We start from the raw sequence: 26,077 nt of genomic DNA, 5'->3' as shown, positions 1-26,077 counted from the left end.
TCAAGAATTCAAGCCTAATCGTGATGAGTTTCTCCAGGCGTCTTTGGGATGATTTTCATGAGCAAGGGGAATGCAAGTGCAACGATGAAATATGCGCCTGTCACGCCCAACGCGAGTATGGGGAGGCCAGCGGCACAAGCCATGCCGATGGCCGTGACCAGCCAGACGGTTGCCGCCGTGGTGAGGCCATTCACTTTGTCTTCTCGCACAAAGATCAGACCGGCGCCAATGAAGCCGATGCCTGAGACAATCTGGGCAGCAACACGAGAAGGATCGAGAACGATGCGATTTTCGGCAAGAACATCTGTGAATCCGTATTTCGAGATGAGCAGGAAGAGAGCAGCGGCGGTGCCGATAATCGTATAAGTGCGCAGTCCAGCGCTCTTATGACGAATCTCGCGCTCCAACCCAATGACAGCGGACAGAAGAAATGCCATTCCCAACTCAACAAACTGTTTGACGCCTTGACCGGAAACTCTGAAATCATCATGCGAGCATTGTATTCCCGCATCGCAAAGCAGGATGTTCACATCACAACAAACAGATCTTCACGCGTGTTGAACTGCACGATTCAAGTTGATTTACTCTGAGAACCATCGTTATTTGCTGGTAAAGCACCACTCACCCGAACTTTGATTTCATTGAGGACTCCCTTCATGCCTTCACTTTTAGACCCCATTCAGATTGGCGAAATCACTCTCCCGAATCGTGTCATCATGTCTCCCCTGACGCGTCTGCGCGGCACGTCCGATCACATACCAACAGAACTTATGATTGATTACTATACTCAGCGCGCCACTGCCGGCCTGATTATCTCTGAAGGCATTCCGGTTCTACCGCAAGGCGTGGGATATGCGAATGTTCCTGGTATTTGGTCGCTCCAGCAGACCGAGGCATGGAAGCCTGTGACGGAGTCCGTACATCGTGCTGGAGGGCGCATTTTCGCACAGATCTGGCATGTCGGCCGCATCTCTGATCCGCGGTTTCTGGATGGTCAGCTTCCCGTTGCACCAAGCGCTATTCGACCTGCTGGACATGTCAGTCTCGTACGCCCGGTTACCGAGTATGTAACTCCTCGTGCATTGGATATATCCGAGATTCCGGGCATCGTTGAGGGATTTCGCAAAGGTGCGGAAAATGCCAAGATGGCAGGCTTTGACGGCGTGGAGATCCACGGAGCCAATGGCTACTTGATTGACCAGTTTCTTCAGGATGGTTCTAATCACCGCACCGATGAGTATGGCGGAACGATCGAGAACCGCGCACGGCTCATGCTTGAAGTGACCGATGCGGTGATCTCCGTTTGGGGCGCTCAACGTGTGGGAATGCACCTGGCACCACGCGGCGATTCTCAGGATATGCACGATTCAAATCCTGTAGCAACTTTTGGTTATGTGGCGCGTGAGCTTGGCAAACGTGGGCTTGCCTTTCTTTGCGCGCGCGAGTACTTTGGTCCAGACAGGCTCGGGCCGCAACTCAAGAAGGAGTTCGGCGGAGTCTACATTGCGAACGAAAAGTATACCCACATGCTGGCTGACCAAGTGATTCAGGATGGCGAAGCGGATGCCGTGGCTTTCGGTCAGCTTTTTATTGCCAACCCCGATCTGCCGGCTCGCTTTGTGAATCATGCGCCGCTGAACACACCAGACCCCAGCACTTATTTCACGCCTGGGTCGCGCGGCTACACCGACTATCCCGTTCTGCTTGCGTCACAGGACTTGACTGCTCTCGTAAGTAAGTAGGCTGAGAGAGCCTGCGCAATCGAGGAAACGCCATGAATGATAACCCAGCGGCCGGGATTGGCAGACATGGTCGGCTGCCATGTATCTCTATGCGGCTGAATGCGTGCAACGAAAGAGAAACCCATTCTTCGACCTAACGCGAACGGGCAATTTCGACTCAGCAGAATTGCGTTAACAGATCAATAGCTCGACTCATAATGCAACCACTGTACACTATTTCATAATATTCAGAAAGATTTACGCCACGCCGGTCAATACATGACTCAGCGTGGCGCTTCTTGTGAATTCATTTGCGTATAGCAGGCACACCCTTACTGCTTGAACAAAGCCGCCATTGCGCTTGGACCACGTGCAAGTCTGTATTTATCGCTTGCCTACGTGGCCGCGTCCATCTCGAACTTCATTCCCTTTGAAGTGATCAACTTTATCGAAACGCCTCGAAGGCTCTGCTCTCTCGCCACGTTGCGGTCTTGGTCCGCTATAGCCATGTTCGGGGTGAAAGCGATTATTGACATGTCCCCGGAAATTGTCGCCACCATGAAACCAGGGGCCAGCGCCAACAAAGATGCGACCATTAAACCACTCCGGACCGTAGTAACCATAAGGAGCACAGTCATAGGGCGCAGCATCGTAGTATCCATAAGGGCATTCAGGGGCAATGCCGATTTCGACACCAATTTGAGCCGCTGCTTTTGGGGCCGTCACCATCATGGCGCATCCAGCAATAGCTGTCAGTGCAAAAAGCTTGAATCCTGTCATCTGCTTTCCTCTCAATTGGGCCCTCACAATAGGCCCACATTCTTTGTTCACGATAGAGAACTGGATCCCCAGGGTCTGAGCAGAAACGATCACACGGAATATATATGAAGTCGAGTCGGCGGTCCGTGACTAATGCACACCAACTGTTAGAGGGCGCATCGACGATCGTGCCTATTCATCTCCAGTTCTTTCATCCTAGCTTGTGATTGTCGTGACAGAGGCGCGCATGTCGTTGCGCTGCAGGACGCAGATATGTTTCGCTTCATCGTTCGAGACTGAATTGTCAACAATTCTGTTTAGTCGTGCAGCACAACATTGACCAGAGAGCTATTGATGACCATTCCGGTGCTGCTGTAGTCGATGTAACCAAGATCGCGGAAGCGATTGAGGAAGAAGCTGACGCGCGATCTGGTAGTGCCGATCATCTCCGACAGGGTCTCTTGACTGATCTTGGCGATCACGGGAATCGGCTTGGATTCCTGACCAAAGTTAGCCATCAACATAAGCAACCGGGCTAGCCGCTTTTCGCTGGAATTGAACAAATGATCGACTAGATCGGATTCCATGCGTATATTGCGGGAAAGCAGATGCGCGAGAAACTGCTCAGCAAACTCCAGGTCGCGATGAAGAAGTCCCTGCATGACAGACTTTTCAATGCGCATGATGCTGCTGGGTTCAATTGCGTACGCAGAGGAAATACGAAGTTGCTGACCCGCCAGAGAAGCTTCACCAAAAAAGCTGGATGCCGGTAGATGAGCAATAACAGCTTCCTTGCCACTCATCGATACGACAGTAAGTTTTACCTTTCCGCTTTGAATATAGAATATGGCATTGGCCTGATCGCCTTGCGAAAAGACGGAATCTCCTGTCAGGTATTCGCGCCGTGATTTTCCAACCAAGAGCCTGTCGATCGGTGTCTGAAGGTTGAATGCAGTCTCCCGCCCTGGCAATGCGCTCAACTCGTTTGATACGGCCTTCAGGTGATGCGCAACTGGAGGTAACGGAAATGAGCGGCTCTGCTGATATCTCGGTGCCGCACTCGCAATCGTAGCGAAACTAGTAGCCATGATCGATACCTTTCAAACTCGCTGAGCAGGTGCAGTGGGTGAATTACCGTCACCTCTTTGCAATGCCAATATGTCCAAGATACGCACGGTGGAATAGCATGTATATCGGCGATGACTATTATCACTGTGGCCGTTACGGCGCTTATATTGTAGGGCTTTTCTTACGTTGTTACTTTGGCCACAGCAAGTGATGCGTGTCGTCAGCTTGTAGGATAAATACGCTATCGTGATTGTCCGTCAGAGCAGCGTTTTTGGATTGATGACAAATATGCGACGATGCAATCGACTAGGCGCGGCTGTCGATTTGGCTGCAATATCGGCGGGTATTGGCGCTCGAATGGATAGAGAGGAGCCTGATGAGAAGCTGATCACCGAAAACAATTATCACGCGTTGCTCTGGTCCTACAGGCTTTTTGCTTCGTCGTCGATGATCTTGTGAATGGCCGGTGCCAGATCTTCAGAGACGCTGTTCTTGTTGACATAGGCGCTTGCACCGGCTTGCAGACAACGCGATGCATATTGATTTTCAGGCTGTACGCTCACCATGATGACAGGAAGGAGTGGGTAGAAATGCTTGACATCCTTCAGTACCTCCATGCCGCTGCGTCCTGGCATATTGATGTCAAGCAGCAAAATGTCGTGTTGAGAGCTGTGCAACACGGTCAGCACCTCATCCCCGCTCGAAGCCTCGGAAAAGTGAGCGCCGGGAAAGGCATCGACCAGGAGTTCTCTGAGTCCGCGCCGCACGTTCGCATGATCATCTGTTATCAGAATATTCATTGTTAAGCCCACTCTTTGGCCGGAAAACTCAACCTGAAGCTACTATAGGGGATGAATCGACAAAATAACATCAGAGTACCCCGCGATTCTCGCAAGGTTTTTCCGGTTTCTCTGTAGGGTTTTTCTTATACCAACCGATCTAATCGATCAGGGCGTGCGTCATGGCGTAGCGGGTGAGTTCCGCATTGCTTTTCATTTGCATCTTTTCCATGATGCGAGCGCGATAGCTGCTGATCGTTTTGACGCTGACGTGAAGCTTCTCGCCGATTTCCGTCAATGGTATGCCGTCAGCTATCATTCTCATCACCTCGTGTTCCCGGTCCGAGAGCATCTCGTGCAACGGTTTGTCTATAGGTTCATTCAAATTGGCAATCAGCTTCTCAGCAAGACTGGTACTGATGTAGCGATCTCCGCTCATGATCTTCTTTGTCGCAATCGCCAATATTTCCGGGGCGCTGTCTTTATTGATATAAGCGGCCGCACCTGCTCGCAAGCAGCGTACGGCATACTGCTCCTCCGGATGACAACTTAGAATGATCACCGGCAAACGCGGGTAGCTGTGCTTGACATCCCGAAGCACGTCCATTCCGCTGCGGCCTGGCATATTGATGTCCAGCACCAACAGGGCCGCAGAAGTCTTTCCCAAACGACTCAGCACCTCATCCCCGTTACCGGCTTCAGAAAACTCCGCACCCGGCAAAGCATCCGCGAGAATCTCTTTCAGCCCGCGGCGTACAACGGCATGGTCATCGGCGATCAGGATGTGCATATTCGTTCCTTTCGGCGCGCGGAATATCAGTTGGAACACGGACAGTGACGGTGGTTCCATTTCCAATAGAACTGGAGATCTGTACATCGCCTCCGCAGAACTGCGCGCGTTCTTTCATGCCAAGCAGCCCCAAGGACCCACAGGCGTTCGGCAAGCCTGATTCATGAAAGCCAATGCCGTCGTCCTTTACCACCAGAAGAATGTTCCCCACTTCCTGGTATAGGGTAATGCTTACCAATTTAGCCTGCGCGTGCCGGATTACATTGGTCAGACACTCTTGAAAGATGCGGAAGGTCGCGGTGGCTCGATCACCATCCAAGTGTAAATCAACTGGTGGCACCGAGACTTCACAGCGGATTCCATTCCGAGCGGTGAAATCGTTGGCCTGCCATTCAATCGCCGCCGCAAGGCCGAGGTCATCCAGCACTCCAGGACGCAGCCCGCTACAGATGGTGCGCACCGCTTTAACGCCATCATTAATCGATTGAACCGACTCGTTCAACCGGGTGATTACCTCGCCTTCCGACTCCGGAAGATGACGAATGATCCATGTCATGTCCATTTTGATCGCAGTCAGAATTTGTCCGATTTGATCGTGCAGGTCGCGAGCAACCTGCTTTCGGTCTTCTTCACGCACCCATTGCAGGCGTTCCGCCAACGCGCGCAGTTGTTCTTTCTGCAAGACAAGCGACTCTTCTCCGCGCTTGCGTGCCGTGATGTCACTGTTGATGACCAGCACGCGTGGAGCCTGATCTCGCTTGGCCCATTGCAATGCCCAGCGACTGGCCATCACAATCCGTCGGCCATCCTGAGCGGTCGTGATGAGGTCTCCCTCCCAATGTCCTGCGCGCATCAACTCCGCACGTATTTCATCCAGCGGCTGCGGGAATTCGGTGTGCAACAGGTCATGCGAGATTGAGCCAGCGGCCTGATCTTTGGAGTAGCCAAGCATCGCCTCTGCACCACGGCTCCAAAACAGAACGGTTCCTTCCATGTCAATGACAAAGACCGAGTCTTGCGTAAGCTCAAGCAGGGCTGCCTGCTCCGCTGTTTCTATCTGCTCTTGCCGCCTGTTCGCAACGTCGCGGAAAATCAGCACTACACCAATGACTTCTCCCTTGCCAGCCAGGATGGGAGCGGCACTGTGCTCGACTGCAATTTCGCGTCCATCTCTCGTGACCAGGTCCACATGATTGGCTACCGATAAGACCTGTTTTTCTTTGAGCACACGCAGCACTTCATTGTCCGCCGTCATGCCTGACTTTTCATTGATAAGCTTCAGCACATCTCCGATTGGCTGGTTAAGAGCCTCCTCCGGCGGCCAACCGGTTAGCGCAGCAGCGACCGAATTGAGAAAGGTGATTCGAGCATTGCTGTCGGTCGCAATCACAGCCTCGCCAATACTGCCCAGGGTCGCAGTCCATCGCTCCTCGCCCTGCAGCAGTTTGGTGCCCAGCTTTTCGATGTGATAACGGGTAAAGATAGCGAGAAAGGCCCCGAATCCCAGGCCCAGGCCAATACAACTGGTCACCATCAGGAACCACCTGCGGTGGGCGGCTTCAATGCGCTCTGAACGCAGTGCTTCCTCAGTACTTTGAAAGACCGCAATCTGATCACGCAGTGAATCCATTTGATGTTTTCTCAGCTGGTTTTCAATGAGGGTTGGATCAGCTTTTCCAGCGCGGCGCAGTGCGATGACCTGGCCGTCATACGCCTCGGCATCCTGATAGCCAACATAAACCTGCCTCAGCTGTTGCTGCTGCGAAGGATCGTCCACCACCAGTTGGTACAGAGCTTGATATTCAGGATTGAATTGCTTGCTCCCCTCGATATAGGGATGCAGAAAGGATTCGTCTCCAGTTGCGATGTACCCGCGTTTGGCCGTCTCCAAATCGACCAGCAGCTTGAGAAGATGGCCGGATTTGTCGAGAACGCGATCCGAGTGGTCCACCCGCTGCATGGAGCGATTCAAGTCGAAGGTCTCCCACAAGAGCAATCCCGCCAGGACGGCTGTGGCTACCATGGGAACCACAATCACGCGGCGAAGCAACGACTTGAATTCTGAATATTCCATGGAGATCGAACCTTTCATTTCAAAGAGCAAGCGGAGAATATCCCGAGGCTTTTGACCGCATGACATTGAACTTTGAGTCGCTGCTAACCCAGATCTTAGAATCAGGACCTGGGATAGCGTTTGTCAGGAATGTGTCAGCACTTGAATCAGTTGAGGAGCACTTCAGGCAGCGCAGGCCGTTTCTTCAGTACATCGATGATGGGCGGCTTGACGGCATTATCATCGGGAAATTGATCATGAAGAATCACATTGAGCAAAGCCCTGTGCACACGAATGCGATGGTTGTAGTCAATCAAACCGAGGTCACGAAATCGGTTGAGGAAGAAGCTGACCATGGGCGTTGTGGACCCAATGATCTCTGCCAAAGCTTCCTCGGAGACCTCGGGAATCAACTTCTCCACTTCGCCAGTCTCGGCGATCTCGGCCATCAACAGCAGTGTTCTGGCCAAACGCTTCTCATGGGAGTTGAAGAGCTGGTCAACAAGATCAGACTGGATTCTCATGCCGCGAGACAGCAGAAACTGAATGAATACAGCGGCCAGGGGATGCTCTTTGTGCATGACGCGGAGCATCTCGCCGCGCTCAATCTTGAGCGCGGTACAGTCGGTTGTGGCGGTGGCGGTGGCCATGTGCAGAGCGCCGACGCTTGCCAGAGATTCTTCTCCAACAAAGTCTCCCGCCGAGAGCAGGGTGATGGTAGCTTCCTTGCCGTTGGCGGCAACAACCGTCAGCTTTGCGTTTCCACTTTGAAGGTAAAAGACGGTGTCTGCACTTTCGCCCTGCGAAAAGAATTTCTGTGCTTCACCTAGTTTGACAATCTTGCGTCCGAGTCCTGAACTGGTCAAAAACGCTTCTGAATCGAATGCGGGTTTCGTTAAATCAATCATCCATGTCCTGCTCCCTAAAACTTCTGCGATCAAAAAATGCAAGGTGCATCATCGCGCCTGAAGGCTTTGGCTGCGGAGTATTCCCTGGAAGGAGGGGCTCATTGTCGGGAACCAATACCAGGATTTGCTTGGCGCAGCTTGCAAAAGTGAAATGTTCGAGAATGCGGCTGAGTATACCCACAAGGTAATCTCAACAGTATCCCATTGGTGTGCCGGGATGATAGGTCAATGTAGCTCATATGCCCCAAGACGCTGCATGGGATCTTTGCAGCTGGCCTGTTCTTGTCCGCAGGGCTGACGATTTCAAATCAGATGCATAGATGAAAGTCTTCAAATAGGTGAAAACACAGCATATTGTTGGCTCCTGGCCAGCGATTGGGCTTGATTCCGAAATGACCGCAGACTGCAAAGTGTCCTGCCAGCGCTCAACTATAGTCACATAGTGTGCAATATTGCACAGACCGCGGTTTTTTTTACAGGGATAATGGAGAGGGAGTGCACTTTGTGAAGAAAGCCTTGCTGAGATGACGGGTCCACAGAGCGGTGGGGCAACCTGGGCAAGTTAGCAAACATCCAACTTCCAGGGCTCTTTCCTCTGGCGTTTTTACATTCGTGGTCGTTGATCGACTCGACCCAATCGCCGACACATCCCCAAGCAACGTGAATGCCGCGAACCGGAAATCGGGCACGCGAAGCAAACAAACTGTGACGAGGGTTGTATCTTGATGACAAATGAAATCAGAACGACATTTGACGCCGCCGACTTTCTAGCCAGCGCTGGACTTGGTCGGCAGATCGTCCAGTTGCAGCCTAAAGAGACCTTCTTTTGTCAGGGCGATCGGGCGGATTCGGTCTTCTATTTGCAAAGAGGCAGAGCCAGACTTACGGTCGTATCGCAGATCGGCAAGGAAGCCACCATCACTTTGTTGACGTCGGGAGAGTTTGTCGGCGAAGAGTCTTTGGCCGCGATCATGGGGGTTCGTTTAGCGACGGCCACAGCTGTCAATGCCTGCTCGGCGCTAAAAATTGGACGCAATGAGATGATTCGTGTGATGCATGACGAACCTGCATTCACGGATATCTTTGTGAGGTTTCTGCTTGCGCGCAGCATGAGGACCCAGGCCGACCTCGTCGATCAGCTCTTCAACTCGAGCGAAAAACGACTGGCAAGAATTCTTCTGATTATGGCGGAATATGGCAAGCCTGGCGAACGGGAGACATTTATACCGCCGATAACCCAGGAGACCCTGGCGGAGATGATCGGCACCACTCGGTCACGCGTCAGCTTTTTCATGAATCGCTTTCGCAAGCTCGGATTCATCGAATACAACGGTCGCATCCAGGTACACAAGTCACTTCTCAATGTTGTACTGCTGGATCAACTGCCCGAGCATAACTCCGAAAAGCCACGGCTCGTCGATTCGCTTGAAACCTGCGTGTCTTGATTTGAAGCGATGAGATGGTGGCCTGGTTCTTGGTACGACGGCGAAGAGATTGAACTGATCTGTAACGAAGAACAGCAGCATACAGGCATGGATTGTAAACATTGCCTGTATGCTGCTGTGTGGTTTTCGGATTCAAGAGCGCTGACTACTTGTGTTCACCGCCGCCATGACCGCCGCCGCCGCCACCGTGTGATGCACCACCTCCACCACTATGCGAAGCTGCGGCGTGAGGCGCACTGGTGTGCGAGGCCGATGCAGCATGAGGAGCGCTCGTCTGCGATACCGCTGCGTGACCTGCACTGGGGTGTGCCCCTCCACCATGAGATGCCGCTGCATAGCCGTGAGACGAACCTCCACCGCCGCGCACTGCTCCTCCGCCGCCATGTGCATAACTACTGCGATTGGCCATGGCACCGCCGCCGCCACGATAACTTCCGCCGCCGCCTTCGCTGAAGCGGTGACCGCCCCAGCCATGGCCATATCCCCATCCAGCCCACGGACCCATGCCCAAAAAGACGCCACCATAGAAGTACCCCGGCCCGTAAAATCCATAAGGTGCGCAGGCGTAGGGAGCATAGTCGTAATAGCCATAGGAACAAACGGGCGGAACGCCAATGTCAACGACAATCTGCGCGTGCGCAGTTGGCACAATAGCCAGCCCCGCAAGCAATGCGGTAACAGCAAGTAGATTTCTCATATGTTGCATAAGTGACCCCCTTCAGGTGTCTGCCGTGCCTTGTGTTACGTAAGGTGCTCTGCGGCAGTATGAATCAACTTGGATTGCGCAGTCACCATAAGGGGCTCAGTCCATCTGCCAATGTCAATAACTGTGCCTGGGCCGACATCTATCTACCCTTACGTCTCTGACTCTAGTTACCGGAATACGCCGGAGTCTGAGCAGAATGGAGCACATGGCAACTGTGCCCAGCAATTCATCGTGACGGTCAATATTGGCCATCCATGGCAAACTCGATGGTAAATACTGGCCTTCAGTACATGCCACGGAATAGAGGTCTGCCGGAGTCTCCGGCGTGCGAACTCTTATGAACCCGACAACATAGAGAGGACGCATACCAACCGCCGTGTGAGTGAGTCGGAGAATGATTTGGAGAAACAATGACACTACTCAAAGGCTTAGGAACAGGACTTTGCCTCACCGTGCTCTGTTTGATCGCCGCGCCGAAAGCAAAGGCCGACGATTGGGACAGAAAGACTGTCGTAACCTTCAACGGGCCAGTCGAAGTTCCGGGCGTTGGTGCCCAGATCTTGCCGGCGGGCACTTATGTTTTCAAGGTCATGGATTCAATGTCGGACCGTCACATCGTCCAGATATTCAATGCGGACGAGACCCATGTCTTCACAACGATTCTGGCAATACCCAACTACCGCCTGAAGGCAACCGACAAAACTACAATCACCTTTCGCGAGCGGCCTGCCGGAGAGCCTGAAGCACTGCGGGCATGGTTCTATCCGGGCCGCGAATGGGGTGAGGAATTTGTATACGAACGGCCAAAGGCCATTCAATTGGCAAATGAAACAAATCAGTATGTATTGTCCACGCCGGTCGTTCTTGCGGCTGCACCAATTGATGTTTTAAAGGCTGCACCACTGGAGGCGGTTAACCCCAAGGGCGAAACAATCGAAACCTCTCAGGTTGTTGAAGCGCCCCCAGCGCCTGCTCCTGTGGCAGCCCCCGTACAGGTTGCATCGCTGCCGAAAACTGCCAGCGATCTTGGCTTGGTCGGACTGTCCGGCATGATGCTGCTTGGCGCTGGACTGTTGCTCTCAGGGTTTGCCAAGAAGTCCATGTAATCCAGGCATTCCTTCGCGTGCCCTCTCAGCCATATGAATTGGCCAGGACAAGTCGATGAATGAGGCGATGCGCAGAGTATCGCCTCGATTTGTCCCACGAACCCAAACACTCTTCTGTTGCAGTAGAGCATCAAGTATCGACCAAGGATTTGACAGATGACAAACAGATCAGTGTCAGAGATACATCACGATACACACTCCGTCTTGTTTTCGTCTATGCGTTTCTGGACTGGATATTGCGCGCTGCAGCTTATGTCCCTACTGGTTTATGCTTTATCGATTTCACTGCCAGTTGCGGCCTCGTCTCAGGATTTGCCTTCTGCACAAAATGACTCAAGCAGTTACGTCCTGCGAGTCAACGCAAATCTGGTCATCTTGAACGCTGCCGTCGTTGATCGCCATAATTCTTTAGTGTCCGGACTCAATCAAGAGAATTTTCAGATTTACGAAGATCATGTTCTTCAGTCGATCAAGTACTTCAGCCATGAGGATATTCCAGTCACGGTTGGCTTGGTAATCGACAACAGCGGAAGCATGGGGCCAAAACGCAGTGACGTGATCGCTGCGGGAATGTCGTTCGCAAATTCAAGCAATGCGCAGGACCAGATGTTTGTAGTCAACTTCAACGAGCATGTAACATACGGGTTGCCTCCGAATACACCTTTTACAGACCAGAGAAATCAATTGCAGCACGCCCTTTCTGCAGCCAAAACAATTGGACAGACCGCCCTTTACGATGCAATTTCCACTGCCCTTGACCATCTCAAGCAAGGCAAATGCGACAAGAAGATTCTTATCGTAATCAGTGATGGTGGCGACAACGCGAGTAGGCACAGCCTTGCGCAGGTGGTTGAAATGACCAAAAACTCCAATGCAATTATTTATGCGATCGGCATCTTTGATGATCAGGATGGTGATCAGAATCCTGGCGTACTCAAGCGATTTGCAAAAGAAACAGGCGGTGAAGCATTTTTCCCGCAATCCTCAAAAGAAATCACAGCAATCTGTGATGGAATTGCTCGAGATATACGAAATCAGTACACGCTGGCTTATGTTCCCACAATTGCGAAGTCAAATAGCGGGTACCGGAACGTCGAAGTAAAGGTCAACTATCCTGGACGTGGTCGCTTATCGGTTCGAACTCGAACCGGATATTCCGTGCCATCTGTGTTTTTACCGCCGACTCTGCAAACAGATGGCCATGATTCTCATAACTGAGCGCGAGACGTTTATAAAGTGTGGTCAGCGATTCATTCGCTGGACAAGACGGATATTCATGCTCACGGGTGCGCTTGCACTTGCTTTTGTCGCGGCTACATTGTTCAATGCGTGGTGTTTTCAGAACATTGCAAGCCACGCGCTGGAAGAGCAAATCCACGCGGAGGAGCAGCACACATTCGTGCAGGCCAGAAATACGATTCAAGAAGGAGACGTTCTTGGCCGTATAGAGATTCCTAAAATCGCTCTATCGGTTGTAATTCTACAAGGGACGACAGCACAGACACTTCGCTTGGGAGTAGGTCATATTGAAGGGACGGCACTCCCTGGAGAATCCGGAAATATCGGAATAGCAGGCCACCGGGATACTTTCTTCCGTAGCCTGAAAGACATTCATAGAGATGACATGATTCTTCTTCAGACCGCATCTGGAGTTTTCAGCTATAAGGTAGATTGGATACAGATCACCGCCCCAGGCGACGGCGGAATTGTGGCTTCTACGACGAAATCAGCATTGACTCTCGTGACCTGCTATCCCTTTCACTATGTTGGCGCAGCCCCAGAACGATTCGTAGTTCACGCATATAGGCAATAGAGATGAGCTGTATGGACTGATTCTGACAACTATTCAGAAATATAGATCAGGATGGATCGCGATTCTTCGAGCTAATGTGACCATACTTGAGCAATTCAACTCTGCCATTATCTTGATGAACGTTGCTCAGAGACTGAAATTGATGTTGATGGCGGCTCGTGTATCTAAAACAGGCAACCTGATCGGAGTAGACCATGACGAAGTCATCGCGAAGAATGAAATCGGATTTATTAAAGGACTACAGCAACGGTCTAGCTGTATTGCAGAGCTGTATTACAAACAAGTGGACTTTGGATGCAAGAATCAGCCCGCCAATATCCGCACTGATTTGCGCAATCCTCCTAGTTGCATTGTCCGTGCCCGCGGGATCGCAGTCACCGGCGCTGATCGTAAACTCCTCAAGCGTAGTCGACAGCGCGAGATCGGTTCAATTGTATGGTCCGTACATACGTCCGACACAGAGAACCAAAGTTAATAACTATTTGTTCGACGCGTATGGTCCGTACCCTATTGCAGGATCTGCCATATTCGCAGGCATCAACCAGGCGAGTAACACTCCGCCAGAGTGGGGCCAAGGTGTTGATGGTTTCTCCAAGCGATTGGCGTCTAACTACGGAATAGCAATGGTAGCCACAACGACGCGCTATGGGTTGTCAGAAGCTTTCAGGGAAGATTCCATATACTATCGATGCGATTGTAGAGGCCTGTTTCCAAGAGTACGTCATGCTCTGATTTCAACTTTGACGGCACGCCGTGGCGAAGGCGGGCATAGTGTTTTCTCGATCCCTGCTCTTGTTGGACCCTATGCAGGAACGATGACCGCCGCTTACGGTTGGTATCCAAGCCGTTACGGCGCCAAGGACGCATTTAGAGCGGGCAACTACAGTCTGCTTGCGTATGCGGGCGAAAATATTTCGTTGGAATTCCTCTATAGTGGGCCTCATTCGTTGCTTTCTCGTATGCATCTAAACAACCTGCACGGCTCTCCCATTGAAGGGCCAAACAAGTGAGCGACCACGAAGTAATTGCAGATAACGGCTTCAGTCCGCTAATTCCAGAGCCGCCATTCAAACTTATGCCATCTGTTGAAGATTATGCAATGAATCTAGTTAACAACTTGTTTGAATGGTTTGGCAGCCTCGGTATCTTCTCTTGGAAAGTACTCCAAGCAGCGGTGACGCCGCCGTATGAGTGGAGAGAACTGATTCGGCAACTCGACGAGGTGGGCTCCAAATCATTCCCGCTGATCGCTCTGGCCGGCGCCGCGATCGGTGTTGTTATATCGATGGAAGCCCGTTACAGTCTGACTCGATTCGGCGCCAGATCGATGTTTCCCGCGACACTTGTCTACTCGGTGATTCAAGTGATGGGCCCGATCATGACGGGGTTGATTGTGAGTGGCCGCGTGGGCGCAGGCATGGGCGCGGAGCTGGCATCGATGAAAGTCAGCGAGCAAATCGATGCCATTGAAGCATCGGCCATCAATCCTTACCGGCTCCTGGCGGCAACACGAATCCTCGCTTGCATTCTGATGCTGCCGCTGCTGACTCTTGCCGCCGATGCAACCGGTTTGCTGACGGGCTGGTTTGCGCAGTCTATGGTCGAGCCTCTCTCATTTCATCAGTTCATCGAAAGCGGATTTCATGGCGCGACCTTCAGCGCTTTTTTGCCGCAGACCTTCAAGACTGCGGTGTATGGCCTGATTATTGGGACGATCGCGTGCTTTCAGGGAATGCGCACACGCGGAGGCGCTGCGGGCGTGGGTCGCGCGGCCACTAACTCGGTGGTCATCGCATCGCTTTTTGTGATCCTGGCCGATGTCGTGCTGGTGAAATTCATTTTGGTTGTCTTCCCATAACTCGCAACCGGAGATCCGAGGATTGTTCATGGCCACTGCCTATGAGATCGCGATGAAGCAACCGCAACTAAAACAAGAGGGCCGCGCGCCGATTGTAGCCGTCGAGGATTTGCGAAAGACCTTCGGAATTCACAAGGTTCTCGATGGGATCAATCTCAACGTGAATCGCGGCGAAACCATGGCTGTGCTGGGACGCAGCGGCACCGGAAAAAGCGTGCTGCTGCGGCTCATCATCGGCCTGGAAACTCCGGACTCGGGCTCAGTGCGCATCAACGGCCAGAAGATCGCCGGTCTGGCGCTGGATCGAATGGGCGAAATAAGAAAGAAGATGGGCTTTCTCTTTCAGCATGCGGCGCTTTACGATTCGCTCACGGTTGCGGGGAACGTAGCGTTTTCTTTAGAACACCATCGGAAAGAACTGTCCAAATCCGAGCGCAGCGATCGGGTTCATCAGTTGCTCGCCGAGGTGGGCATGGAAGGCGCCTGTGAAAAGATGCCATCCGATATCTCCGGTGGAATGCAGAAGCGCGTGGGCCTGGCACGCGCTCTGGCGCTGGAGCCGGAGATTCTGCTTCTTGACGAACCCACGGCAGGTCTTGACCCCATCAGTTCAGGGGAGATTGACGATCTGATTCTCAAGCTCCAGCATGAGCGCCAGATGGCATCCGTTGTAGTAACTCATGATCTGCACAGTGCAAAAACGATTGCCAATCGTTTGGCTCTGCTGGACCTGGGTAAAGTCTTGATCGAAGGAACATTTGAAGAGCTTCAAGAAAGTGACATCGAATTTGTCAGGGAGTTTCTGAAGCAGTCGTAGGAGGAATTATGTCGAGAGTAGCGCGGCTGGGAGCATTCATTGTTGTTACGCTGGCAATTCTTGCCGTTGGGGTCTTCATCATCGGAAGCAAGGAGTATCTGTTTCGCTCCACATACCACCTAAAGGCACAATTTGACACTGTGGCGGGCTTGGCCGCCGGCGCCGACGTGCAGGTGGGCGGGGTTCACAGCGGAACCGTGGAAAGCATCAAGCTGCCTCACAAACCGGGCGAGCAAGTTACTGTGCTCATGGACCTCGACAAATCGACGCACGAGATTATCAAGCAAGACTCGATCGCTTCGATTGAAACCGAGGGAGTGCTGGGCAATCAGTTCGTTTCGATTTCATTCGGTTCCGCAGGGCAAGTCGAAGTCAAGGATGGCGAGATTATTCAAAGTGAACCGCCGCTGGAGATTTCAGATCTATTCAAAAAAACGAGCGGCATCCTGGACAGCGGTCAGTTGGCCATCAACAATGCGACTTTGGCCACGGCGCATTTGAACTCGGTAAGCGCCAAGATCGATTCGGGTCAGGGAACCATCGGAGCGCTAGTGAACGACAAGCAACTCTACGGCAATCTGCAAGAGACGACAACAACGCTGCATGCAACCATGCTTCAGGCGCAGGCCGGCGTGACCGATTTCAAAGAGAATATGGAGGCCTTGAAGCATAACTTCCTTTTGAGCGGATATTTCAAGAAGCGCGGATACGATAACTCAGAAGAATTGACGGCCAATACAATTGACGCGCTTCCGCAAGGCGCGCCCCTCAAGTCGTTTTTCTTTACCGCCAGGCAACTCTTTGAAGCTCACGATTCAGCGAAACTGAAAAACCAGAAAATACTCAACGCAAGCGGCGAGTTTTTGGCTCAGAATCAATTCGGCTTTGCAGTGATTGTGGCTTCGACGGGGATAAAAGGCGATAACAAAAAGGACTTGGTGCTCACTGAGGCGAGAGCGATGGTTGTGCGCGAATACCTGGTTGATAATTTTGGATTTGACGACAGCCAGCTCAAGACATTGGGCATGGGAAAGCAGGCCGGCGCAAGCCTGGACGCGGATTGGGGGTCGATCCAGATTCTGATCTATCCCGCGGAAACTGAGATACCGGCTGACAAACCGGCATCGGCGAGCAACACACCCCTAACAAAGAATGACCAGCCCATTCAAGTTAACGCGGCGGCTACCCCTCAACCATAGGCCTGCGCGCTCTGACGATGCGGCAATGATGAGTTGAGAATGGAGCAGAAATGACTGGAAGCAAATATAACCACGAAGGAAACAGTGGCGAAAGCGGAGATCCCGATCCCGGCCCCTACTGGAGGCGCATGCATCGCGACTGGCGCTTCTGGATAGGCGCAATGTTGATGACTGCGGCAATTGCCATCTACGTTCTGAGCGGAGATCTGGCGTGGGTTCCGCGTGGCCGAATGCAGTAATCGCTGCTTATGCCATGAGCAGTGTTGCTCAGCAATCGGACTGCCGCATTGAAAGAATGATGAGGAAGGATGGAGAAATATAATGCCTCTCGTCACAGTTGTCATCGCTCTCGCGGTCGTCGGCCTGCTGCTGTTTCTGGTCAACCGGTTCATCCCCATGCAGAGTCAGATCAAGAGCATCCTGAATGGCGTTGTGGTCATCGCCGTGGTTCTATGGCTCATGAGGATTGTTGGCCTTTTCGACAATCTCAATCAGTTTCGCATTGGCCATGATATTCCGCTCGTCCCTGTCGTTATCACACTCTGCGTGGTCGGCTTGTTGATGTATCTGGTCAACCGCTATATCCCGATGCAGGGGCAGATCAAGGGCATCTTGAACGGTGTCGTTGTCATCGTGGTCGCGCTATGGCTTCTCAAGGTATTCGGCCTTTTCGACTACATCTATCAGTTCCGTGTTGGCCGTTGATGTAACGCGCCGCTGAAGCCTTGGCCTTCGTATTCAATCACGAAGCGCGAATCAATCGCAAACCGGCATATAAATGCCCAAGGAGAAAATATGAAACGCATGATTTTGTTTGCAGTGGGAAGCATTCTGAGTTTGAGTGCAATTGCTCAAGTCAATCCGCCAACGATGGCCCTTGAATCCACGGGATCGGGGTCCACCTACCGCGTAGTCGTCATTAGCCGCTCGGTTCAGGCGGTCAATTACCGGCATCGCAGTGGAGCATCAAGTGTGGATTTTGCAGGCACTGCATTACTGCCATCGGCGAATGGAAACGCCAAAGTGCGCAGCAAGCGTGGCACCATGGAAGTCGAGGCAGAGTTTGGCAACCTGCAAAATCCCACGACATTCGGAGCCGAGTATCTGACCTATGTTTTGTGGGCGATCTCGCCCGAGGGTCGGCCAGTGAATCTGGGAGAAGTCTTGGTAGGAAGTAATGACCGCAGCAAGCTGACTGCAACCACGGATCTTCAGTCCTTTGCACTGATCGTGACCGCCGAGCCTTACTATGCCGTTCGCCAGCCCAGCAATGTTGTTGTCCTCGAGAATGTTATTCGCGCGGATACCAAGGGAACCACCGAGGCAGTGAACGCGAAGTATGAGCTATTGGAGCGCGGTGGTTACCTTCCCACCGGCTACAAGTTCGACCCGGTCGTTCTGAATGCAAGCCTTCCGCTCGAATTCTACGAAGCGCGGAATGCGGTGCGCATCGCTCAATCCGAGGGAGCAGAAAGGTATGCGAGCACGAGTTATCAACATGCCGTGCAATTGATGAACATTGCAGATGCGGATGCGACTAGTGGGCATATCGAAAAAAAGCCTCTGATTGCTGCCGCTCGGGCGGCGGTGGAGTCGGCCGAAGATGCGCGCGAAATAGCGGTAAAGAAAATCAACGAGGAGCGTCTTGCAAATGAGCGCCAGGCTTCCGCCGACGCACAGGCAAGATCGCAGGCGGAAGCCAACAACGCCACACGCTTGAAAGAGAAAGCGCAAGCTGACACAGCCAACGCACAAGCCAACGCGGCAAAGGCGCAAGCTGACATGACGGCCAATCAGGCGGCATCCACCGCCGCGGTCACGGCAGCCCAAGCAGATGCCGCGCAAGCACGAACAGCAGCGCAAATTGCTCAACAGGGCCAGCAAGAGGCGGTTTCCGACAAAGCCGCAATGCGCGCACGGCTTTCAGAACAGCTCAACCTGATACTTGCCACGCGCGACAGCGCGCGCGGACTGATCGTCAGTATGTCCGACGTGCTCTTCGACACCGGTAAGTATTCGTTAAAGCCGGGCGCGCGGGAGAAGTTGGCCAAGGTGGCCGGAATTCTGATTGCCTACCCCGGACTCAACATCGAAGTCGGCGGCTACACGGATAATGTTGGCGGCGATGCGATGAACCAGACGCTCTCGGAAAATCGCGCAGGTGCGGTTCGCAGCTATCTCGTCGAAGAAGGTGTGGCCACAAACTCCGTGAGCGCCAAGGGCTTTGGAAATACATCGCCCGTGGCCTCGAACGACAACGCGGCAGGCAGACAAGAGAATCGCCGCGTGGAACTGGTTGTTTCCGGCGATGCTATCGGCAGCCCGGCGAATGTGACGACGGGAAGCTTGCGCTAACCAAGTCGTGAATACGCCGCGATCTCGATTGGGACCGCGGCGATTTTTCAAACAAGAAATGCGAGGAGTCACATGCTCGGAACCATCTTGATCGTAATTCTAATTTTGGCGTTATTGGGCGTATTGCCGCGGTGGCCGCATAGCAGGGATTGGGGATACTATCCCAGCGGAGGAATTGGACTTGTCCTCTTGATTGTAGTCATTCTACTGCTGCTTGGGCGAATTTGAGAGTGAAAGAGGGATATTATGCCGCTTCCTGAATTGATGAATATCGAGCAGCCGGGCAAGGATTCCGATCATAACGCATTCTTGCGCGCCGCTGCGAAGGCGTGCAAGCTGCCCTTGCCAACACGCATCGCTTTTATTGGAAATTACCTGCCGCGCGAATGCGGAATTGCAACCTTTATGACCGATCTGTGCACTGCGCTCACGACCGAATACGGAGAGGGCCGGCTGTTTGCGATCCCCGTCAACGATCCTGAGTCGAATTATGACTATCCCAAGCAGGTTCGTTTGGAAATTACTCAGGAAGATATTGTTTCCTATGAACGCGCCGCCGATTTTCTCAACTTCAACGGCAACGATCTTGTCTGCCTGCAGCATGAATATGGGATCTACGGCGGAGACGCGGGCGGCCACATACTCACGTTGCTGCGCAAATTGAAAATACCGATTGTCACGACGCTGCATACGGTTCTTCGCGATCCTGACTTCAATCAGAGGATTGTGCTCGAAGAGATCGCCCAGCTTTCCGATCGTATGATCGTCATGAGTGATTTAGCTGCTCAGTTGCTGCGCGAAGTCTATGCGGTTCCTGAAGAAAAGATCGATGTAATTCCACATGGAGTTCCCGACCTTCCCTTCATGGACCCCAACTACTTCAAGGATAAGTTCGGCACGGAAGGCCAGTCAGTTCTTCTTACGTTTGGGTTGCTCTCCCCAAATAAGGGGATTGAAAACGTGATTCAAGCTCTGCCCGCGATTCTCGCACGGCAGCCAAACGTTGTGTATATTGTCACCGGCGTAACTCATCCGCACCTTCGCCGGCATGAGGGCGAGCGTTATCGTGAGGGATTGCAAGCTCTAGCTGAAAAGCTCGGGGTTGCGGATCACTTGATTCTCAACAATCGCTTTGTAAGCGCGGAAGAACTTATCGAGTATGTTGGCGGAGCTGATATTTATGTCACGCCTTATTTGTATGAAGCGCAGGTCGTCTCCGGAACGCTCGCCATCGCATTTGGAGCCGGAAAGGCGATCATATCCACTCCCTATTGGCACGCCAAGGAGTTGCTTGCGGAGGGCCGTGGCGTAATTGTTCCATTCCAGAGTCCCAAAGCTATCGCCGATGCGGTTCTCGATTTGCTTGAGGACGATGCCAAACGTCATGCGATGAGGAAGCGCGCCTATCTTCACTCCCGCGAAACAACCTGGCCGAAGACAGCGCGAGCCTACATGGCGAGCTTCCAGCGGGCTCGCTTCGAGCGCTCACTGCATCCAAAATCCGCAAAAAATGACGATCTTGCAATTGAGATGATGGATTCCTTGCCCATGATGAATCAAGAACATCTGCTAACCATGACCGACGACACCGGGATTTTGCAGCACGCCATCTTTGCAGTTCCAAACACACGGGAGGGTTATACAACCGACGACAATGCGCGCGCACTGATCGTCTCTGTTCTTCTGGATGAAAATCCTGAGTACCTGGATCGGCGAACATATCCGAAACTCTCTCATCGGTATCTTTCCTTTCTCTGGCTTGCGTTTCATGCTGACTCAGGAAGATTCAGGAACTTTCTCAATTACGACCGGAGGTGGCTTGAAGATGTTGGATCCGATGACAGCCACGGGCGCGCTATATGGTCGCTGGGCAAGGTGCTCGGCGCTTCGCAGGATGCGGGATTGAGAGGAGCGGCGGGGAGGCTGTTTGAAGCCGCCGTTCCCGCCACGCTCACGTTTACCAGTCCCCGCGCATGGGCCTATTCCATTCTTGGCATACAGGCTTATCTGGACTGGTTTCCCGGCGATAGAGCCCTTCAGGGAGTCCGCAACGAGCTAGCCAACCGCCTCATCGACATCTATGAAAGATGCCATTCTGCGACTTGGAGGTGGTTTGAGAAAAGCCTCTCCTACTCTAACGCAAGGCTCTCGCAGGCGCTCATTTTGGCCGGGTGGAGAAGTGGCAACCAAAGAATGATCGAAGCCGGAATGGATTCCCTGAAGTGGCTGGTTGCCGAGCAGCATCGCGACGATAAAAATGTCTTTGTCCCGATCGGATCCAATGGATTTTATCTTGAGGGAAGTGAAAAGGCGCGCTTTGATCAGCAGCCAGTCGAGGCTTGCGCGACCGTCTCAGCCTGTCTCGAGGTATATCGTCTGACCGAAGATAAACAGTGGCTTGAAGAGGCGCAAAAGGCATTCAGCTGGTTCCTCGGGAATAACGATCTTCAGATTCCCCTGTATGATGCAGTAACAGGCGGATGCAGGGATGGACTTCATCCTGACCGCGTAAACGAGAACCAGGGCGCTGAGTCCACGCTCTCATTCCTTATGGCGCTGCTGGAAATGCGGTCGGCCAACGTTACAAGCGCTGATGAACTGCATCATGGAATGAGCATCTCTCTTTGAATCCACTCCCTTCCATAGTCGCGGTGACTGCTGCCGCCGTCGAAAAAGAATGTAAGCCAGGGGCTTGCGCGGAGCATCCTCTGTTTACACGTCATCTCGGCAACCCACTTCTCAGCCATGCAAACTGGCCCTATCCCATCAACAGTGTGATGAATGCGGGCGCGGTACTGTTGCCGGATGGAGTTACCCTGCTCTTGTGCCGCGTGGAAGACAGAAGCGGATTGTCGCATCTGTGCGCCGCGCGTTCCGCCAATGGCATCGATAATTGGCGCATCGACCCCAAACCCACTTTGATGGCGAATCCGGAACAGTTTCCTGAAGAGATATGGGGCATTGAGGATCCGCGCATCACCTATGTTCCGGAACTCGAGCAATATGCGGTTGCCTATACATCGTTCGCGCGCGGTGGCCCAGGAGTCTCGCTCGCATTGACCAAGGACTTCCACACCTTTGAGCGCTTCGGCGTGATCATGTCTCCAGAGGATAAAGATGCCGCGCTACTGCCACGCAGGATTGGTGGCCGCTGGGCGCTCATCCATCGTCCGATGACGGCGCTGGGCGCTCATATGTGGATCTCCTATTCGCCGGATCTGCGGCATTGGGGAAGCCACAAGATCATTCTCGAAGCGCGGCGCGGCGGCTGGTGGGATGCCAACAAGATCGGCCTCTGCTCTCCTCCGATCGAAACCGCCGCGGGCTGGCTGATGATCTATCATGGCGTGCGGCAAACTGCATCGGGAAGCATTTATCGGCTTGGCCTCGCGCTCTTCGATTTGGAAAGGCCGGATGTTTGCCTGCAACGAGGAAACTCGTGGGTGTTTGGTCCAGAGGCTCCATATGAACGCAATGGCGATGTGAGCGATGTTGTCTTCCCTTGCGGACAAACTATCGCAGCCGACGGAGACACGATCAACTTGTATTACGGAGCGGCCGATTCTTGCATAGCTCTAGCTACCGGCAGCATCCGACGTCTTCTCTCCTGGCTGGACACGAATGGAAGTCAAGCGGAGAGACGAGCCTTTTAGTGAACGTGTCGATACGTTTTGAAAGAACGGTTTCATGAGTGCCTCAAGTCGTAACTGGCCGGATTGGCTGCCCCATCCGCTGTGGTTGCGGAGCAAATGCCCGTGCTGCGATTCGGTGAAATTCAAGCAGGCGGAGCTGCGCCCCTTTGATGGTCTGCTGGCAATGTTTGCATTGCATCCGGTACGCTGCATGTTCTGCTGGCGGCGATACTACTGGATCTCTTTCAGTGGCCCGATTGCAGGATAAGTTCTTGACCGATTCAGTTATTTCGACTTCGTAAGAAGCAAATGCAAGTGCAGGGGAGGTTGAGTATGAGAGTCTTTGTTCGGCAATCGGCTCAATTATCCTCGGCACACGCGCTGCCGCCGCTGGTGCCGAACTGGCTCATTCACTTGGGAGTTCTTGGGCTCTTCTCCGTTGCGGTAATCGATTCCTCAGTCATCCCACTATCTTTACCCGGCAGCACTGACCTGCTATTGCTTTGGCTCGTCGCGCGTGGCAGCGATCCGTGGCTTTTGGCCGTCGGCGCCATTGCAGGCAGCATTGTGGGCGGATATTCAACCTGGCAGATTGGCCGCAGAGGCGGAGAAGAGGCGCTGCGCCACTATGTGCCAACTCGTCTGCTGGGGCGAATCGTCGGATGGGTCGCGCGCCATCCGATTCTGGCGGTCTTTGTTCCTGCTCTTCTTCCGCCGCCGATTCCGTTATTGCCGTTTGCACTGGCCTCAGGCGCGCTGGGCGTCTCTCGCGCTCGCTTCCTCACCGTCTACGGCGCAGCACGCAGCGTGCGCTACTCCTTCGTCGCCTGGCTGGGCGTGACTTATGGGCGCGGCATTGTCCGCCTCTGGTCGGGAGGTCTGCAAAAGTGGTCGACGCCGCTGATGTGCGTCTTCGCGGTTTTACTGATCGCTGGCTTGGGTTTTGGGGTATGGAAGATTCGCGGGCTGCGCATGATTGAAGCCGCGGAGAGACTGGCGCGACAAAGCAGATATACTTGTGCCGAATGATTGTGCCTGAAATGAATTCGCAACTATAGTACTAGGCCGGCTGAACAATCAGGTCGTCCGCCAATTTGAAATGCAAAATTGACTCCGCTGGTATGTCGATGTCGCGATTGCCCGTGAGTCCCGCTGCGGCAGTGCCCGCACCACCACCAATCAGGCCGCCCACCGCCACTCCTGTACCCCCGCTGGCCAAACCGCCAACCAGCATCCCCAGTCCAGAACCTCCGGCTATCAAGGCTGTCGAGCGCCTTCCCTTGCCCTTTTTGCTGCGCGCCGAGTCGCGCGTCTCCAGCGGGTATTGCTTCCCGTTTATCGTCAGCGAGGTCAACCTTAATGCCAATAATGAACTGCCTTTAAAGTGTCCACGGCGATGCGAGACATCCACCACGCCGCCTACCAATGCGCCCTTGGGCACCAGCACATGGTTGTCATTGGACAGAACCGGATCGACGATCTCTCCGGTAAATGTATCTCCGGCGCGGCTGGACTTGACACTGATGCGTTGATCGATCCGGATCGCCAGAGTTGTGCCTGCTGGAATATTCACGCTGACCGGTTGCGGCACGGCGGAAACCACCGGCCCCGAGATCGCAGGAAGGGGCGCTCCTGGCGCGGGAGGCATCGCTGTTGTCGAAATTACTTCGTTGCTCTGCCCCGCTGTCGGCGGCTGCACGACTGTCGTGGTCGTGGTCCCGTTCTTGTCGACTGAAACCACCTGTTGCGCCTGCCCGGTTGCAGCCGCCTGCTTCTTGGCCTGATCCAGCGCCTGATTCAGTTTCGAATTGCATCCTGCAAGCGTGACTAATAGCAACAGCAACAGCACCGCCTTAGTTCCCAACGACGATCCTTTGTCGATCGGGCGGGATTCCTGAATCCGTCTAGAACAAATCAATACGTTCAAATTGAGCATGGTTTATTCTCCCTCGTGTGTGCTTTTAACTCTGCGATTTATCGATCCGGCCCAATAGAGTGGAACTCCGTGCCCAGTCCATTTCCGTGTTTTTGCGAAAATGGGCGGGAAGCCATGATCTTATTGTTTTAGACCGGATCAGTACTAACACTCTTTATTGCCAACAGTCGCTGCTGAATCCTTCAAGCCCAGTTTCACGTGAGCATCGAGGCGTACTTCGCTGCCCGTGATAACACCATGAACCGCCTCTTTCGCCTTGCCCCAGGCGCCTTCGACCTTGCCCTTCACTTGTTGAGCCATGCCTTCGGCCTGAAGTTTTGGATTGTCAGTCAACTCGCCCGCCTTGCGCTTGGCGCTTCCGGCCACTTCGTCAATCATGCCCTTCATTCGATCCTTGTTCATCAATCCACCTCCGTGGGTGTCGCTTTTGCTGGTTTGTACGAGGCATTTGCACAAGTTGCATATGCCTCAGTTGCGGGGAAGCCGCTGAATATTTATCGCGCCGCCGCAATGCGGCTCGAATTCAGTTGAATCGTCGACGCTGCGGATTCGGTGAGGCGATTAACGCCGTTCCCCACCCTCGTGCCGGTCTCCGTCTCCGTGACCGCGCCCGTCGCGTTGCTCATTTCCCTGGAAATGCCTGGGCGCTCTGCCCCGGCCTCGGGCGCGCTCGCCGTACTCCGGTGCCCGACCGTTGTAGCCATGGCGCGGATCGAAGCTGTTATTCACATGGCCATTGAAGTTGGCTGGGCCATGAAACCAAGGGCCAACGCCGATGAACCTGCGACCGTGAAACCATTCCGGACCGTAGTAGCCATAGGGAGCGCATCCATAGGGCGTGGAATCGTAGTAACCATAGGGACAAGCTGGTTCGACTCCAATTCCAACGCTAAAGCTGACCTGCGCCTTTGCCTGGGTCGTACCTGCCGTGATGAAGAATGCGGCGGCAGCGGCGAGCGCAAGAAACATATACCTATTCATGATTTCTCCTCGCAATTGTTGAAGCCATTGTCTTTCTCCCCAACACACCTGAGCCTAGTGAATCAAAATCCATTGATCTGAGCTATTGAGACCATGACGCCATGAATTGCTCCGACCAGAGTATCTCCAGAGTGATCGAGAGACCGGTGCC

At 53.3% G+C, this 26,077-nt stretch carries 27 protein-coding genes; 16 read left to right on the top strand and 11 right to left on the bottom strand.

Going from position 1 to position 26,077, the window contains the following annotated elements:
- Positions 1-14: 14 nt before the first annotated feature.
- On the bottom strand, positions 15-530 hold the full coding sequence (locus ACOBR2_RS01385; protein WP_420238293.1) for an MgtC/SapB family protein: 516 nt from the start codon (positions 528-530) through the stop codon (positions 15-17).
- A gap of 126 nt (positions 531-656) precedes the next feature.
- On the opposite strand from ACOBR2_RS01385, the gene ACOBR2_RS01380 reads away from it, so the two are divergent.
- Complete coding sequence (locus tag ACOBR2_RS01380) at positions 657-1,742, top strand: alkene reductase (RefSeq protein WP_420238292.1); 1,086 nt, start codon at positions 657-659, stop codon at positions 1,740-1,742.
- Between the two features lie 363 nt (positions 1,743-2,105).
- Here ACOBR2_RS01380 and ACOBR2_RS01375 read toward each other — a convergent pair whose 3' ends face one another.
- The 6 genes from ACOBR2_RS01375 to ACOBR2_RS01350 all read right to left on the bottom strand — a co-directional run bounded on the left by ACOBR2_RS01375 (position 2,106) and on the right by ACOBR2_RS01350 (position 8,078).
- Positions 2,106-2,501: a hypothetical protein gene (locus tag ACOBR2_RS01375; RefSeq protein WP_420238291.1), complete on the bottom strand. Its 396-nt coding sequence runs from the start codon at positions 2,499-2,501 to the stop codon at positions 2,106-2,108.
- A 296-nt stretch (positions 2,502-2,797) separates the two neighbouring features.
- Positions 2,798-3,568 carry a Crp/Fnr family transcriptional regulator gene (locus tag ACOBR2_RS01370; protein ID WP_420238290.1) on the bottom strand — a complete coding sequence of 257 codons (771 nt, stop codon included), beginning with the start codon at positions 3,566-3,568 and terminating at the stop codon, positions 2,798-2,800.
- Between the two features lie 402 nt (positions 3,569-3,970).
- Positions 3,971-4,348 carry a response regulator gene (locus tag ACOBR2_RS01365; protein WP_420238289.1) on the bottom strand — a complete coding sequence of 126 codons (378 nt, stop codon included), beginning with the start codon at positions 4,346-4,348 and terminating at the stop codon, positions 3,971-3,973.
- Positions 4,349-4,487: 139 nt separating this feature from the next.
- A complete protein-coding gene (locus tag ACOBR2_RS01360; protein ID WP_420238288.1) occupies positions 4,488-5,117 on the bottom strand; it encodes a response regulator in 630 nt (209 codons plus the stop codon).
- Positions 5,095-7,209, bottom strand: a complete 2,115-nt coding sequence (locus tag ACOBR2_RS01355; protein WP_420238287.1) for a PAS domain S-box protein — start codon at positions 7,207-7,209, stop codon at positions 5,095-5,097. Before ACOBR2_RS01355 ends, ACOBR2_RS01360 begins: the two co-directional genes overlap by 23 nt.
- A 128-nt stretch (positions 7,210-7,337) precedes the next feature.
- Positions 7,338-8,078, bottom strand: coding sequence for a Crp/Fnr family transcriptional regulator (locus ACOBR2_RS01350; protein ID WP_420238286.1), 741 nt, complete (start codon positions 8,076-8,078; stop codon positions 7,338-7,340).
- Between the two features lie 725 nt (positions 8,079-8,803).
- Between ACOBR2_RS01350 and ACOBR2_RS01345 the strand changes: the two genes are divergently transcribed.
- Entirely contained in the window at positions 8,804-9,523 is a 720-nt protein-coding gene (locus ACOBR2_RS01345) for a Crp/Fnr family transcriptional regulator (RefSeq protein ID WP_420238285.1), read from the top strand.
- A gap of 145 nt (positions 9,524-9,668) precedes the next feature.
- Here ACOBR2_RS01345 and ACOBR2_RS01340 read toward each other — a convergent pair whose 3' ends face one another.
- On the bottom strand, positions 9,669-10,220 hold the full coding sequence (locus tag ACOBR2_RS01340) for a hypothetical protein (protein ID WP_420238284.1): 552 nt from the start codon (positions 10,218-10,220) through the stop codon (positions 9,669-9,671).
- A gap of 419 nt (positions 10,221-10,639) precedes the next feature.
- Here ACOBR2_RS01340 and ACOBR2_RS01335 point away from each other — a divergent pair, with 419 nt between their 5' ends.
- The 14 genes from ACOBR2_RS01335 to ACOBR2_RS01270 all read left to right on the top strand — a co-directional run bounded on the left by ACOBR2_RS01335 (position 10,640) and on the right by ACOBR2_RS01270 (position 24,038).
- Entirely contained in the window at positions 10,640-11,335 is a 696-nt protein-coding gene (locus ACOBR2_RS01335) for a hypothetical protein (RefSeq protein WP_420238283.1), read from the top strand.
- Between the two features lie 252 nt (positions 11,336-11,587).
- Entirely contained in the window at positions 11,588-12,553 is a 966-nt protein-coding gene (locus ACOBR2_RS01330) for a VWA domain-containing protein (protein ID WP_420238282.1), read from the top strand.
- Complete coding sequence (locus tag ACOBR2_RS01325) at positions 12,531-13,148, top strand: class D sortase (protein WP_420238281.1); 618 nt, start codon at positions 12,531-12,533, stop codon at positions 13,146-13,148. Before ACOBR2_RS01330 ends, ACOBR2_RS01325 begins: the two co-directional genes overlap by 23 nt.
- A gap of 76 nt (positions 13,149-13,224) precedes the next feature.
- On the top strand, positions 13,225-13,623 hold the full coding sequence (locus ACOBR2_RS01320) for a hypothetical protein (protein ID WP_420238280.1): 399 nt from the start codon (positions 13,225-13,227) through the stop codon (positions 13,621-13,623).
- Positions 13,624-14,154: 531 nt separating this feature from the next.
- On the top strand, positions 14,155-15,006 hold the full coding sequence (locus ACOBR2_RS01315; protein WP_420238279.1) for an MlaE family ABC transporter permease: 852 nt from the start codon (positions 14,155-14,157) through the stop codon (positions 15,004-15,006).
- Between the two features lie 28 nt (positions 15,007-15,034).
- The gene (locus ACOBR2_RS01310; protein ID WP_420238278.1) at positions 15,035-15,823 is read left to right on the top strand and encodes an ABC transporter ATP-binding protein; all 789 of its coding nucleotides are present in this window, start codon (positions 15,035-15,037) and stop codon (positions 15,821-15,823) included.
- 8 nt (positions 15,824-15,831) lie between these two features.
- Complete coding sequence (locus tag ACOBR2_RS01305) at positions 15,832-17,022, top strand: MlaD family protein (protein ID WP_420238277.1); 1,191 nt, start codon at positions 15,832-15,834, stop codon at positions 17,020-17,022.
- Between the two features lie 50 nt (positions 17,023-17,072).
- Positions 17,073-17,261, top strand: coding sequence for a hypothetical protein (locus tag ACOBR2_RS01300; RefSeq protein WP_420238276.1), 189 nt, complete (start codon positions 17,073-17,075; stop codon positions 17,259-17,261).
- A gap of 82 nt (positions 17,262-17,343) precedes the next feature.
- Complete coding sequence (locus ACOBR2_RS01295; protein ID WP_420238275.1) at positions 17,344-17,727, top strand: Thivi_2564 family membrane protein; 384 nt, start codon at positions 17,344-17,346, stop codon at positions 17,725-17,727.
- A 90-nt stretch (positions 17,728-17,817) separates the two neighbouring features.
- Positions 17,818-19,377: an OmpA family protein gene (locus ACOBR2_RS01290; protein WP_420238274.1), complete on the top strand. Its 1,560-nt coding sequence runs from the start codon at positions 17,818-17,820 to the stop codon at positions 19,375-19,377.
- 72 nt (positions 19,378-19,449) lie between these two features.
- On the top strand, positions 19,450-19,605 hold the full coding sequence (locus ACOBR2_RS01285; RefSeq protein WP_420238273.1) for a DUF3309 family protein: 156 nt from the start codon (positions 19,450-19,452) through the stop codon (positions 19,603-19,605).
- Positions 19,606-19,623: 18 nt separating this feature from the next.
- On the top strand, positions 19,624-22,005 hold the full coding sequence (locus ACOBR2_RS01280) for a glycosyltransferase family 4 protein (protein ID WP_420238272.1): 2,382 nt from the start codon (positions 19,624-19,626) through the stop codon (positions 22,003-22,005).
- Positions 22,002-23,030, top strand: a complete 1,029-nt coding sequence (locus tag ACOBR2_RS01275; RefSeq protein ID WP_420238271.1) for a glycosidase — start codon at positions 22,002-22,004, stop codon at positions 23,028-23,030. The genes ACOBR2_RS01280 and ACOBR2_RS01275 overlap by 4 nt, the downstream gene beginning before the upstream one ends.
- Positions 23,031-23,342: 312 nt before the next feature.
- A complete protein-coding gene (locus ACOBR2_RS01270) occupies positions 23,343-24,038 on the top strand; it encodes a membrane-associated protein (RefSeq protein ID WP_420238270.1) in 696 nt (231 codons plus the stop codon).
- A 31-nt stretch (positions 24,039-24,069) separates the two neighbouring features.
- On the opposite strand, the gene ACOBR2_RS01265 is transcribed toward ACOBR2_RS01270, so the two are convergent.
- From ACOBR2_RS01265 to ACOBR2_RS01255, 3 genes are all read right to left on the bottom strand, one after another.
- The gene (locus ACOBR2_RS01265; RefSeq protein WP_420238269.1) at positions 24,070-24,945 is read right to left on the bottom strand and encodes a hypothetical protein; all 876 of its coding nucleotides are present in this window, start codon (positions 24,943-24,945) and stop codon (positions 24,070-24,072) included.
- Between the two features lie 144 nt (positions 24,946-25,089).
- Positions 25,090-25,347 carry a CsbD family protein gene (locus ACOBR2_RS01260; RefSeq protein WP_420238268.1) on the bottom strand — a complete coding sequence of 86 codons (258 nt, stop codon included), beginning with the start codon at positions 25,345-25,347 and terminating at the stop codon, positions 25,090-25,092.
- Between the two features lie 159 nt (positions 25,348-25,506).
- Positions 25,507-25,926 (bottom strand): hypothetical protein, encoded by a 420-nt coding sequence (locus ACOBR2_RS01255; RefSeq protein WP_420238267.1) that lies wholly within the window; start codon positions 25,924-25,926, stop codon positions 25,507-25,509.
- Positions 25,927-26,077: the final 151 nt, after the last annotated feature.

The sequence above is a fragment of the Telmatobacter bradus genome (assembly GCF_048629425.1).
In the GTDB taxonomy this organism is placed as follows: domain Bacteria; phylum Acidobacteriota; class Terriglobia; order Terriglobales; family Acidobacteriaceae; genus Telmatobacter; species Telmatobacter bradus.
This window is presented reverse-complemented; position numbering and strand designations above follow the sequence as displayed.

Bases quoted from the DNA above. Each gene is read 5' to 3' on its own strand.
- ACOBR2_RS01380 (WP_420238292.1), top strand. From the start codon at position 657: ATGCCTTCACTTTTAGACCCCATTCAGATTGGCGAAATCACTCTCCCG.
- ACOBR2_RS01375 (WP_420238291.1), bottom strand. From the start codon at position 2,501: ATGACAGGATTCAAGCTTTTTGCACTGACAGCTATTGCTGGATGCGCC.
- ACOBR2_RS01370 (WP_420238290.1), bottom strand. From the start codon at position 3,568: ATGGCTACTAGTTTCGCTACGATTGCGAGTGCGGCACCGAGATATCAG.
- ACOBR2_RS01365 (WP_420238289.1), bottom strand. From the start codon at position 4,348: ATGAATATTCTGATAACAGATGATCATGCGAACGTGCGGCGCGGACTC.
- ACOBR2_RS01360 (WP_420238288.1), bottom strand. From the start codon at position 5,117: ATGCACATCCTGATCGCCGATGACCATGCCGTTGTACGCCGCGGGCTG.
- ACOBR2_RS01355 (WP_420238287.1), bottom strand. From the start codon at position 7,209: ATGAAAGGTTCGATCTCCATGGAATATTCAGAATTCAAGTCGTTGCTT.
- ACOBR2_RS01350 (WP_420238286.1), bottom strand. From the start codon at position 8,078: ATGATTGATTTAACGAAACCCGCATTCGATTCAGAAGCGTTTTTGACC.
- ACOBR2_RS01345 (WP_420238285.1), top strand. From the start codon at position 8,804: ATGACAAATGAAATCAGAACGACATTTGACGCCGCCGACTTTCTAGCC.
- ACOBR2_RS01340 (WP_420238284.1), bottom strand. From the start codon at position 10,220: ATGAGAAATCTACTTGCTGTTACCGCATTGCTTGCGGGGCTGGCTATT.
- ACOBR2_RS01335 (WP_420238283.1), top strand. From the start codon at position 10,640: ATGACACTACTCAAAGGCTTAGGAACAGGACTTTGCCTCACCGTGCTC.
- ACOBR2_RS01330 (WP_420238282.1), top strand. From the start codon at position 11,588: ATGTCCCTACTGGTTTATGCTTTATCGATTTCACTGCCAGTTGCGGCC.
- ACOBR2_RS01325 (WP_420238281.1), top strand. From the start codon at position 12,531: ATGGCCATGATTCTCATAACTGAGCGCGAGACGTTTATAAAGTGTGGT.
- ACOBR2_RS01310 (WP_420238278.1), top strand. From the start codon at position 15,035: ATGGCCACTGCCTATGAGATCGCGATGAAGCAACCGCAACTAAAACAA.
- ACOBR2_RS01305 (WP_420238277.1), top strand. From the start codon at position 15,832: ATGTCGAGAGTAGCGCGGCTGGGAGCATTCATTGTTGTTACGCTGGCA.
- ACOBR2_RS01300 (WP_420238276.1), top strand. From the start codon at position 17,073: ATGACTGGAAGCAAATATAACCACGAAGGAAACAGTGGCGAAAGCGGA.
- ACOBR2_RS01295 (WP_420238275.1), top strand. From the start codon at position 17,344: ATGCCTCTCGTCACAGTTGTCATCGCTCTCGCGGTCGTCGGCCTGCTG.
- ACOBR2_RS01290 (WP_420238274.1), top strand. From the start codon at position 17,818: ATGAAACGCATGATTTTGTTTGCAGTGGGAAGCATTCTGAGTTTGAGT.
- ACOBR2_RS01285 (WP_420238273.1), top strand. From the start codon at position 19,450: ATGCTCGGAACCATCTTGATCGTAATTCTAATTTTGGCGTTATTGGGC.
- ACOBR2_RS01280 (WP_420238272.1), top strand. From the start codon at position 19,624: ATGCCGCTTCCTGAATTGATGAATATCGAGCAGCCGGGCAAGGATTCC.
- ACOBR2_RS01270 (WP_420238270.1), top strand. From the start codon at position 23,343: ATGAGAGTCTTTGTTCGGCAATCGGCTCAATTATCCTCGGCACACGCG.
- ACOBR2_RS01265 (WP_420238269.1), bottom strand. From the start codon at position 24,945: ATGCTCAATTTGAACGTATTGATTTGTTCTAGACGGATTCAGGAATCC.
- ACOBR2_RS01260 (WP_420238268.1), bottom strand. From the start codon at position 25,347: ATGAACAAGGATCGAATGAAGGGCATGATTGACGAAGTGGCCGGAAGC.
- ACOBR2_RS01255 (WP_420238267.1), bottom strand. From the start codon at position 25,926: ATGAATAGGTATATGTTTCTTGCGCTCGCCGCTGCCGCCGCATTCTTC.